The 11,131-nt window shown below is 42.4% G+C and carries 13 protein-coding genes and 1 tRNA gene; 6 read left to right on the top strand and 8 right to left on the bottom strand.

Translation table 11 applies throughout. The annotated features are described in order from the left end of the window. Nucleotides 1-263 precede the first annotated feature (263 nt). Nucleotides 264-1,460 (top strand): RNA-guided endonuclease TnpB family protein, encoded by a 1,197-nt coding sequence (locus tag DMB44_RS00085; RefSeq protein WP_110640032.1) that lies wholly within the window; start codon nt 264-266, stop codon nt 1,458-1,460. A gap of 322 nt (nt 1,461-1,782) precedes the next feature. On the opposite strand, the gene DMB44_RS00080 is transcribed toward DMB44_RS00085, so the two are convergent. From DMB44_RS00080 to DMB44_RS00070, 3 genes are all read right to left on the bottom strand, one after another. Then, nucleotides 1,783-1,867, bottom strand: a tRNA-Leu gene (locus DMB44_RS00080). A 150-nt stretch (nt 1,868-2,017) separates the two neighbouring features. Further along, entirely contained in the window at nt 2,018-2,911 is an 894-nt protein-coding gene (locus tag DMB44_RS00075; protein ID WP_110640031.1) for an inorganic phosphate transporter, read from the bottom strand. After that, the gene (locus tag DMB44_RS00070) at nt 2,911-3,591 is read right to left on the bottom strand and encodes a DUF47 family protein (protein ID WP_237265179.1); all 681 of its coding nucleotides are present in this window, start codon (nt 3,589-3,591) and stop codon (nt 2,911-2,913) included. Before DMB44_RS00070 ends, DMB44_RS00075 begins: the two co-directional genes overlap by 1 nt. A gap of 133 nt (nt 3,592-3,724) precedes the next feature. Here DMB44_RS00070 and DMB44_RS00065 point away from each other — a divergent pair, with 133 nt between their 5' ends. Further along, entirely contained in the window at nt 3,725-4,366 is a 642-nt protein-coding gene (locus tag DMB44_RS00065; RefSeq protein ID WP_110640030.1) for a MarC family protein, read from the top strand. 2 nt (nt 4,367-4,368) lie between these two features. Then, the gene (gene thpR, locus DMB44_RS00060) at nt 4,369-4,878 is read left to right on the top strand and encodes an RNA 2',3'-cyclic phosphodiesterase (protein ID WP_110640029.1); all 510 of its coding nucleotides are present in this window, start codon (nt 4,369-4,371) and stop codon (nt 4,876-4,878) included. 33 nt (nt 4,879-4,911) lie between these two features. Here thpR and DMB44_RS00055 read toward each other — a convergent pair whose 3' ends face one another. Then, on the bottom strand, nt 4,912-5,187 hold the full coding sequence (locus DMB44_RS00055) for a hypothetical protein (RefSeq protein WP_110640028.1): 276 nt from the start codon (nt 5,185-5,187) through the stop codon (nt 4,912-4,914). Nucleotides 5,188-5,350: 163 nt separating this feature from the next. Between DMB44_RS00055 and DMB44_RS00050 the strand changes: the two genes are divergently transcribed. Continuing rightward, a complete protein-coding gene (locus DMB44_RS00050) occupies nt 5,351-6,376 on the top strand; it encodes an aminotransferase class I/II-fold pyridoxal phosphate-dependent enzyme (RefSeq protein WP_110640027.1) in 1,026 nt (341 codons plus the stop codon). A 190-nt stretch (nt 6,377-6,566) separates the two neighbouring features. Here DMB44_RS00050 and DMB44_RS00045 read toward each other — a convergent pair whose 3' ends face one another. After that, nucleotides 6,567-6,761 (bottom strand): GNAT family N-acetyltransferase, encoded by a 195-nt coding sequence (locus tag DMB44_RS00045; protein ID WP_110640026.1) that lies wholly within the window; start codon nt 6,759-6,761, stop codon nt 6,567-6,569. A 501-nt stretch (nt 6,762-7,262) separates the two neighbouring features. Here DMB44_RS00045 and DMB44_RS00040 point away from each other — a divergent pair. Further along, complete coding sequence (locus tag DMB44_RS00040) at nt 7,263-7,847, top strand: class I SAM-dependent methyltransferase (RefSeq protein WP_237265178.1); 585 nt, start codon at nt 7,263-7,265, stop codon at nt 7,845-7,847. Nucleotides 7,848-7,888: 41 nt separating this feature from the next. Then, the gene (locus DMB44_RS00035) at nt 7,889-8,755 is read left to right on the top strand and encodes a DMT family transporter (protein ID WP_369907593.1); all 867 of its coding nucleotides are present in this window, start codon (nt 7,889-7,891) and stop codon (nt 8,753-8,755) included. Here DMB44_RS00035 and DMB44_RS00030 read toward each other — a convergent pair. From DMB44_RS00030 to DMB44_RS00015, 3 genes are all read right to left on the bottom strand, one after another. Continuing rightward, entirely contained in the window at nt 8,748-9,362 is a 615-nt protein-coding gene (locus DMB44_RS00030; protein WP_110640024.1) for an N-glycosylase/DNA lyase, read from the bottom strand. The two genes, DMB44_RS00035 and DMB44_RS00030, sit on opposite strands and share 8 nt — an antisense overlap. Before the next feature lie 5 nt (nt 9,363-9,367). Next, on the bottom strand, nt 9,368-9,985 hold the full coding sequence (locus tag DMB44_RS00025; protein ID WP_110640023.1) for a superoxide dismutase: 618 nt from the start codon (nt 9,983-9,985) through the stop codon (nt 9,368-9,370). 466 nt (nt 9,986-10,451) lie between these two features. Beyond that, the coding region (locus DMB44_RS00015) for an RNA-guided endonuclease TnpB family protein (protein WP_153280095.1) at nt 10,452-11,131 on the bottom strand (680 nt) is incomplete at its 5' end.

Raw genomic sequence — 11,131 nt, 5'->3', positions numbered from 1 at the left:
TTTACATTTTATATGTATAATTTAATTATATTAAGAAATATTCCATATCTAAATTAAATATAGAATATAGATGCAAACTTTGATAGCCTTGTTCAGAGCATCTTGGTCGTTCAATAGTGAGGCGTAATCGATATATGTGCTTTTTAATGTACAGCAGGTACGAAAAATGTTTACAGAAGAAAAGATCAAGAAAGCTCCGACCTTCAGGGAGGAGATGAATTGTGATAGAAAAGTTCATTCGAAACTAAAGGATTGTGTAAGCAATGATTAAAACCCTCAAGGTACGTTTATACCCAAATGAAGAACAGACGGTTCTTCTGGAAAAGCACTTTGGGGGATGCCGCTTTGTATGGAATCATTTTCTTGAAGTGAGAAATAGATATTATGCTGAACATATGAATGACAAGAAAAAGGGTTTAACAGCATTTGATACAATGAAGATGCTGACAGCATTGAAGGAGGAGTTAACATGGTTAAACGAGATCAATTCTCAGAGCCTTCAGCATTCCCTTGTAGAGTTGGATAAGGCGTTCAGACAGTTCTTTAGACATAACGCTTCCTACCCCACATTCAAATCTAAGAGGGATAAACAATATTTTATAATCCCCTCTGGCTTTAAGGCAAAGGGCAACAGGCTCATCATTCCTAAATTTACAGAAGGTATAAAGTATAGGGATAAATCCTCAATTCCTAACAACATAAAGCAGATTGTTATAACGAAGGATGCCGATCTTTATTATGCTTCCATTCAATATGAATCAAATGAAGAATTGGAGGGGGGCAAAGGTATAGTTGGGCTGGATATGGGCATTAAGCATTTCCTTACAACTTCTGACGGCATAGAGGTTGATCCTGCGAACAGTTACAGGAAATTTGAGAGAAAAATCAAGAGAGAGCAAAGAAGGCTTTCAAGAAAGAAGAAAGGATCAAAAAACAGCAAAAAACAGATGGTTAAAGTGCAGACGATGCACAAGAAAATCAGGGATGCAAGAACAGATTTCAACCACAAAGTATCTACTGCGATAGCCAAGCATTATGGTACTGTTGTGATTGAGAACCTGAATATACAGGGAATGCAGAGAAACCACCATCTTGCAAAGAGCATAGCGGATCAGGGATGGTATCGGTTCAAAACAATGCTGACTTATAAACTCGGATGGAGGGAAGCAAAACTCATTGAGATAGGCAGGTTCGATCCTTCATCTAGGATGTGCTCAAGGTGTGGCAACATCAAGCATGATCTGAAGTTATCCGATCGCATATACCACTGTGATGTGTGCGGATTAACTATAGACAGGGATCTGAATGCCGCAATAAACATAAGGAATATTGGATTGATAAAGGTAGGGCAGGGCATGTCCGAATTCACGCCTGTGGAAAGTGCAATGGCGGGATACCTGAATCGTGAAGGTATTAGCTACCACTCGTTGAAACAGGAACCTCAATCCCTTCAGAGATGAGAGGATGTCAGAAGAATGGATAATTCTTGAAAGAAGGATCTACGATATGTATTTTGTCAGGAGAATTGGTGTCATAGCACCAAGGGAATAACAAATTCTGTTCTTTAATCTATTCGGATCTAAATACTTAAGTTAGAGTTCCATTGACTTAGGGCGTGAAAGAAAGTCAGGAAAAGATGCAGCGGTACGTCATTGAGCGCCAGTGATCTCTACAACCTTCCCGATGGCGATCCAAGAACAGCAGATTATAAGGATATCCACTTTTTCCCGATCAAATACATATAGAAATGAGGATCATAAATGGCAACATCATCATATAATATGCGGAGGGAGGGATTTGAACCCTCGCATCCCTACGGAACCAGACCCTCAATCTGGCGCCTTTGACCAGTCTCGACAACCTCCGCATACCAGTATCCACAGGTCAGCACCCCGCAATATGGCACCGTGAAGGCCGCATCTCAGGAATAGATCTGTGATATCGGCTGAGGCTTATTGTATAGCCGTTTATCAATTTTTCCCATTATTCTTTGCACCGGACAGACTATCTATGGTAATTATGCAAGCATGTATGTGAACACCATGCCAATTATTGGGGATAGCACCCACATTATCACTATGTAGAAGAACGGCTTGAGATATATTGCCTTAGCCTTATAAGACAATCCGGCACCTAGAACTGCTGAAGTCAGCGTCTGCGTGTTGGACATCGGTATAGATAATATGGTTGAAATCTCAACAACAATTGCGGAAACGAGCTGCGAGCTGAATGCATTGGTGTACTTCATCATATACATGTTCTGCGAAACGCTCCTTATAATTCCTGAACTGAAGAAGAATGTGCCTATCACCGATCCAATCGATATAAGCACTTCATTCAATGCTCCGGTACCTGATATATCGCCGAGAAACCCTATTGTATTTGCTCCGAGGGTGAATGCAGTGAATACTGCCGTCAAGATAAGCATCAGCTTGATCCCTGCAGCATAGGACCATAGGTTTCTGTGCTTCATCCGCGACAGTCTATCATTGAGGATATACGAGAACACGATCGATACTATGGGCGCAGCAATCCAGGCTATGATTATCTCTGTCAGAAAAGAAAGGTCAGCTGTGTACCTCAGCTTCAACGAGAGGCCAATAGCCGAACCAACAAGGGCCATGGTGAGTGATATCGGAACCTTAACAAAGAAGGCTATGGAGAATATGATGAACGAAGCAATGATGGCAAACAGTACATATTCCGGCCTGAAGGGAAGAAGTTCCACGACTGCATGCTGAAGGAATCTTCCTTCAGTAAGGTATCCGGCCACATAACCTGCCGATGTTATGGCCAGCGCGGTGTACCTGTTCATCATCTTGGAACCTATTATGGTCCCAGATACAGCGGACGAATTGTTGCCTGCCACGAGTATGACGAGCAGGAATGAGAATATGACTATGGCTAGCATCAGCTGGTTATCGACCTTGTTATCGTTATTATGAGATCGGCTGCATCCTCACAGTCATCGAGCATATCATCTATTTTGTGCGTTAAATCTATCAGATGCGAAAATACAAGATACGGAAGGCCATCGGCGTTCCTGTATATGTAATCAAAAGTGTCATCCTTGAGTTCATCTACCTTCTCCTCCAGCTTCTCTATTGCTATCCTTTCATCGCGGATCTTCTCGTCTTCAGAAGCGGTGAGCATCTGGTTGAGATGTTTAAGAGACGCTTTATTGTATTCAAGCATCGATATGAAGGTGGAATATGTCTTTGTCACTAGGTTTATGCATTTTTCCATTCCACCTGCATAGTCTAGGAACATCCTCTTTATCTCCCTGCTTATGAAATATCCAGTATCTATAATATCATCGCATTTTTCCACAAGCTGTAACATGCTGTTCATGAGCGTTGGGCTTATAGCACCTTTGGTTACATCCTGTCTTATAGAGATATCAAGCTCATCCCCAACTTTCTCGATCTCCTTGATCTCCTCATTCTTTTCTACAAGCGAATTGCGGTTAGACAGCATATCTATCAATATATCGCTCTCTTTGTAAGCCAGCTCCGTATAATCGACCAAACGTGACATTATATCTTTCTCACCAACAGATATTATTTTCTTCAAAAAGTGAGAATTGACCATTCTTCCCTTATTATCAACGGATATTTAATCCTATTTCAATATATATTTTTAGCAATCTTTCATAGATAAAGCGGTATGAGAAGAACCTGATCAATATAATTTTATCTATGCAGAAAATACCTCCGCAATAAGGATGAGCATAGTACTGTACCTTGTCACGGTGTTCATTGCGCTCTTCGCCATGGTCAATCCAATAGGCGCGCTTCCTGTACTGGTATCCGTGACAGAGGGATACACCCAAGAAGATTTTGAAAGGGTCGTACGTTATGCCACAATGTCAGAAGCCCTCATGCTGTTCAGCTTCATGCTCATAGGTATTTATATATTTGAGGTTCTTGGGATAAATATCAACGATTTCAAGGTTGCAGGCGGTGTTTTGCTCTTCAAGGTTGCGTTCGATATGCTTCAGGGCAGAACCTCGACCACCAAGCTCACACCTGTAGAAAAAGAGGAGAGCATCGAGAGAACCTCCATAGGAATAGCACCCATAGGTACACCCCTCCTGGCAGGCCCAGGATCCATAACTGCAGCTATAATATATTTCAATTCATACAGCGTGAACGTGCCTGAAAAGATCGTGGTCATCATAGCCGTTTTGCTTGTGGTTGTCCTGTCATACTTCATACTGCACTTCAGTTCCTCCATCTTTAAGTATCTTGGTAAAACCGGATCCCTGATAATTTCCAGGATAATGGGGCTTCTACTCGCGGCCATTGCGGTGGATTTCATGGTGACCGGCCTTGCATTCATAGTAAAGACAATCATGGGGGCATAGTTATGCGGGCATTCATAGCGGTACAGATAAGACCCAGTGATTATCTTTCCAATGTATTCCGAGAATTCAGCAGAATAAAGGGAATCAAGGTAGTGGAGCATACGAACATACATCTGACAATAAAATTTCTTGGAGAAATAGATGAGAGGAAAACCGAAGAGATCTGCGAAGGCATCAAAAATCTAAGGGCGCAGGAATTTGATATCGAAACTGAAGGCATCGGGGCATTTCCGTCCATGTCCAGGCCTAGAGTCATCTATGTGGACTGCAGATCAGATGGACTATATCAGCTTTTGGCAGAAGTGGGAAAATTCGTCACGCTGGAGAAGGATTTTGTACCCCACATAACCATAGGGAGGGTTAAACAGAAAATAATCATGCCACATATCGAATTTAAGAGTGAAAAATATCATATCGATGAGGTGTGCCTATTCAGCAGCGATCTGAGGCCTTCTGGTCCGGTATACACGAAAGTCTGCTGCAACAAACTTGCACCTCAGGCATCGGAATGATAGGATCACTCATTATATCTCAGAATTTTCTGCCTAGCTTATATACGTGGTCTTATCCTTATCGTTGTTTTCGGCCTTCTTTGTCGTGACCAGATCGTCTTCCGAGAACTCGATGGAGATAAGGTTGGATACTGGTATAAGCCTCAGTATGGGTTTGCCATCGTCACCGACTGTTCTAAAACACACCGCACCTTCCTCTCCTATTATCGTGTATCCTACAAATTCCCCCTTCGTTATGAGTGGTTTATCGTTGCCGCTGTTAGAAACAACTGTGTACTTTCCGCCCTTTCTTATCTCAATCATTTCCATGGTATCTTAGAGCCTAATTTTATTTCCTTAATAAACGTTGGGAATGAAAAACTCGGACAATACGTATCAAAAAGGACAGGATGCATGGCATTCAGCAGACAAGTTTTAACCTGATGAAGGATAACATCCAGAGCATTCTGACAATATTCTATGAGGTCGAGGTATGAAAGAACATGGTGGAGATATATACAGATATCTGAATAATTCCAGCAGCGTTATGGATTTCAGTGCCAATGTCAATGCATTCCTGGATACTGGAGCGCTTTCCAGATATCCTGAACTATCCCTGAAAGACATACAGGATAAGATAATGAAATATATCGGGACAAAGACACTGCGGGTTATGCTTGGGCCGGGTCTCACCTATTTCATATACAAGATACCGGTATGGTTCGGCTTCAGGAGATCGCTGGTGATCACCCCAAACTTCAACGAATACGAAGCATCCCTGGCAGTCTCAGGTTCGAAAGTCTCGTCGCTGAGCCTGAACATCATCAAGAAGAATCCAAAAATCATAAGATCCTACAGGCCGGACTCGCTATTCCTTTGTTCGCCAGTGAACCCAACAGGCGATATCGTAGATGTGGATCTCATCGAAGAGATCTCTGAAGAGATGAACAGGTCTGGTGGCATTCTTTTCATCGACCAAGCGTTTGGAGACTTTGTTCCGGATCATTCCGAGGCCATTATCAGGCTTGCAGAGAAGACGGATAATATCATAATAGGCAGATCCCTGACAAAGATACTTGCTATACCGGCCTTGAGAATGGGCTATGTACTGATCAGCCAGCAGCTGTTCAGTATGATAAAAGATATGGATGAACCCTGGTCGATCTGCGAGCCTGCTATAGACTTCGTTAGAAAGGTCGATCTGAATGCAATAAGGGAAAAGACGATATTGCATGTAAATGAAGAGCGATCTTATGTTATGGAAGAGCTGAAAAAAATGGGTTTGGAAATAATTGGAAATCCCCAGGCAAATTTCATAGCATTCAGATCGCCTTCAGACATAGATCTTAAAGAGAGGCTCATAAGTTCTGGAATACTCATAAGAGATCTATCCGACTATGTCGATCTGGGCAGAAACTGCTATAGGATCGCCATCAGAACGAGATCCGAGAACAGGCGCATGATCGATGCCCTTGCAGACGCCATGGTTTCTGATAACCTGAGAAAGATCCCTTTATAAAAAGTTAGGAGTTAGAGGGAAGCAGTAAAACTCTTTCTTCGGACAGGAGATACACGGACTTCCCCCAATAGAATTATACCTAAATAGGATCGGTGCAGTCCGAATTCACGCCTGTGGTTATAGCGATATATGGCTTGTACGGATGTTCGGAGAGGCAGAGGTCTCTTCGATGAAAGGAAGCTCCGATGCTTCAGCTGAGGAGTAGCTCATCCAAGGCCATAACATGGGCGAATGAACCGTTGATCTTACCATGATCTCTGAAGATGCCTACGATTCTGCATCCCATCTCCAGATATAGTGCTTGGCCTGCCTTATTGAAGGGAAATGTCGTCAGTACAATCTTATAGAAGCCATTAGATCTTGCGGTATTCTCTATATGCCCCAAAAGTTAAGCTCTAATACCAAACCACGAAATTCACGATGTACATACACCGAGAGGTCGGCTGTACCAGCATGGACCGTCCTATAAGAAAATGAGTTCAGGGAAACTGTTTCCAGAATGTTCTCGAGATCGTCATATATCGCTGATCTGATGTAAAATTTCATACCGGCACAAACGCTTTCGCAAGAAGAATTTTCTGCATGTGCTTACAGGCCCATCTTCATGATGCCTTAATCTCATTTCCTTCTTCGACGGCAGATGGCGTGTTAAAACATTCTCCTGTCTAGGTATTGATGTTATTGCATAGAAGCCTGTTTTTCCTCTAAAAATCATCATTCTGATTACGGAATCCGATGGCCATAACCGTAAGTCCGATCCATGCATCGTTCATGTACGAATGGAATCTTTCAAAAATACGTGTAAATTGGATACATCCTGGATCATCTTGGTCATTGACGTTGAAGATTAATAATATAAATAGTTAGTTGAGTTATTTATTAGATTATGGACGAGATGATAGGATATTTCAACGAAAACGTTTCAAAATATGATTCATGGTATGATAAGCATGAAAGGGAATACCATGAACAGCTTGAGTTCATAAGGGAGAGACTTCCCTCTGGAAAAGGGGTTGAAATAGGCGTCGGTACAGGTCGTTTTGCTTCCCAGTTGGGGATACCTGTCGGCGTTGATGCATCAGAAAAGATGCTTTCATTGGCAGCCAGCAGGGGCATATTTCCCATCATGGCTTATGCAGATCGCCTTCCATTCATATCTGGCTATTTCGACTTTTCCATATTCATCGTTACCATATGCTTTCTTGATGATCCTGTCGCATCGCTGAAGGAGGCCGGCAGGATATCCAAAGAGGTCATATCCGTCATTCTCGAGGCTGGTACAGAATATACGAATAGACTTCAGCAGGAGAAGAAAGGCTTTTACGCCTATGCCAAATTTTACAGCGAGGCAGATATGGTCAGGATGTATACCATGGCTGGCCTGAAACTGATCAGGAATGAATACTCGGATCTATACACCGGAGGCATGCGGTACAGGATAAGATATGTCGCAGGCATAAACCAAAGATAAATAATTAATACAAAGACATATTAACGTAATCAGGTGGTTGGATCGATTCTGACACAGTTGGATATTTTGAGATACTTGTATCTACAGTTTTCTGGGGACTCATACCTATAATATCGATAGTCATAGGCTTCCCTTCACCTGTATTCGTCTTCTTCAGGGTCCTTGTGTCCGCCCTGTTCTTCTATGCCATAAACAGGAATGGATTGAAACTGCGGGAATTCTTCAGATGGCCTGTGCTGGTTTCTGGAGTTCTCCTTGGAATAAACTGGATATCGTTCTTCTATGCAGTGGATATCATGCCCGTATCGATGGCCGTGGTCATCTACTATTCAGGGCCTGCGATAGCGATATACCTCAGCTTCATCGCCGGAGAGCGGCCGAACATGATGGCTATGATCGGAGGCTCATTCTCATTTGCCGCAACGGCACTCATGTTCCTGCAGTCGGTAAATTTAAGCCTCTACGGATTTGCTGTTGCCATGATATCAGGCCTGAGCTATGCAATGATAGCCATAATTTCAAGAAAGGCTGTGGATCGCCTGAGATCATCGGATCTTGTGATGTACCAGACCCTTATAGTGCTGATTATGACAGCACCGTTCCTGGCCTTCATGAGATTCCATTTAACATATGTCAACGTAGCACTGATAATATTTGCTGGAGTGTTTCAAACCGGCCTTGCACTCATACTGTGGTATGATTCTCAGAGAAGGATAGGAATACAGACCGTGTCTGTGCTCAGCTACCTTGATCCGGTCTTTGCGGTGATATTTGCCTTTCTGATACTCGGCCAGAAACCAACGATCCTTGCAGTCATATCCGTATCCATGATACTTGCTTCAGGATCCATTGTATCATACAGTAATATCAGGGCGCTTAGAAAACTTGGCGAGAAGACAGTCATTTGATGACTGTTCCTGTCTCGCTGTACCAGATGAAGAGATCTAGTATGCCTGGTTCCACGCCCAGGCTGGCTGATAACCCCCTGAATATTTCCTCATTGTAAAGGTAGTTCTTCTTGCTTGAATTCTTCTTAACTGGATAGTACTGCGACATCCATTTCATTATATGCTTGTCAAGTATGGCAAAATCAAAAATTCCCACATTTCTGAGGAAATGGGATGCCTCCTTGTATCCGACGCCATACACATTTTCAACCAGGTAATCCCTTGATCCTTCGTGATCACTCGACTTTACGATTTCCGGCAGTTCGTCTATGATCGATCGCGATCTCACTATGAAATCCGATCTCACATTATAGAATCTGTACTTATTTGTCTTCAGAGCGTTCCTAAGTTCATCCCTTGACATGTAAAGAAAACCATCTCCAATTGCCTCCTGCATTCTCAGGCTCATGGATGCAGATGTGTTTGCAGCGAGTATGCAGAAAACAAGTTCTTTAAAGAGTGTCTCCTTGGAGGATCTGCCTATGGATCTAAATTCTTCGGCCTTACTGTATATAAGCGATCTTACGTTATCATCATCTAAAAAAGGTACGGATATAATGGTATCCATAAAAATTAGGATTTAAAAGCCTCGTACGCCTTCTTTGCCCTGTTCAACCTGTCAAGCACCACAGGCCAGTTGACATTCTTGAGGAATGCGTCAAGATATGGTGCCCTCTTTGCTCCATAGTCCACATAGTAGGCATGTTCGTACACATCCATGGTGAGTATGGCTATGGAGTTCCATATGAGTCCAACGTTGTGCGCATCTGATCCTATGTTCCTCAGCTTTCCATAGTTCAGATCGAATACTAGGATTGCCCATCCCCTGAACGCTGTTCCGGTTGCCTTGAAGTCCTCAACCCATTTCTCATAGGATCCGAAGTCCTTTGCAACTGCATCCTTGAACTCCTTTGGTACCTCGGAGTGTTTTGGTGTGAGGCCTTCGAAATATAGTTCGTGAAGAAGTGAACCGCCGTAGTTGAATGTCTCCTCAAGCTTGAGCGCCCTGAATTCACTGTAGTTCTGATTTGCCTTGCTCCTGTCCACATCTGGCAGTCTGCTCCATATCTCATTCAGCTTGTTAACGTATCCCTTATAATGCACATCAAAGTGGTTGTCTATCTGAACGTCTGATATGCCTTCCAGTCCTCTTGGTTTCAGTTTTTCCTTTATCTCCCATGTTTCTGCCATTTTTTCACCACTACTTTATGTATTCTTCGTTTAAAAATTTTTTTAAATCTAATTATTTTTTGATAATAATTATGATTTACAAGAAATTATCCAAAGGTATGCATTCCGTTTCCTTTACCTTGATGCTTCCGGATTCCCTTGTACGGGAAAGCCAATCTTCAAATGATTCATCGTCCATTGTGCGTGCCCTCTGAATTTCTGAGAGGCAGTCTGAGCAGTATAATCCTGAGTATATTGTTGATCCGCATATTATGCAGTGGAGCTTCTGCGACATGAGGATAAGCATGGCGTTGCCGTAAAAATTATTTGCGCATCTACTTGAAAATCCGTAGTTTCTTATTAACCCGTTCATAGATATTTTTCATCATTCATTTACAGTGATCCTGAACGATAAATTACATCTGCACGTGGCAATCTCCAAATATTGGTTGGAGAACATATCAGGTTATGGTTTCTGTTAACCATGTTAACATCCACCTCTGGAAGTTATCATCTCCTTGATGCTTAAACTTCGTGGGTATAACCCAATACCCTCTATCCCGTCAAATGCTTCAGGGATTGCCTTTCTTATTGTGTTGTAGGATGCATTCAGATCCGCATGTATTAATGTTCCATTTGCAGACTGGAATACACCTCTCTTTATTCTCCTTCCCATGTACGTGTCGTGGTGTTCTATGCTTTCGTTATCAAGAAACGAACATATGCTTGTATAGCTCTCCTCCTGTATCATGACATTGATCCCTTTCTCTTCTGCTTTGTATTCAATCTGCTGTATGAGCATATTAAAAGGTATCTGCACAAAGTTCTGGTTGTTCTCCTTACCGATATCCACAGACTGCTTCCATCCATCGTTGTGACCTATAACGATCGTATCGATCTTTCTTGACAATGCGTATTCGACTATGGATATGCTAAGCTTGTGCATGATGTCCTTTACTTTCCTGTTTCTCTCCATGAAGAGCTTATCTATCCTTTTTGTATTCTCTCTGTTTTTCCTCTGCCTGTCACTGATCGATCTCAATCTTGATAACTCTTTATTGAAATACTGGTTTATTGATTTCAGAACACCGCCCTTGACAGCAATACCCTTTTCGGATATGTTGTTTCCAATGGTTACGATGTTCCTCACACCAATATCGATGCCCA

Origin of the sequence: Thermoplasma sp. Kam2015 (genome assembly GCF_003205235.1) — an archaeon.
Taxonomy (GTDB): Archaea; Thermoplasmatota; Thermoplasmata; order Thermoplasmatales; family Thermoplasmataceae; genus Thermoplasma.
Note: the sequence above shows the minus strand (reverse complement) of the source record. Positions and strands in the feature narration are given on the sequence as shown.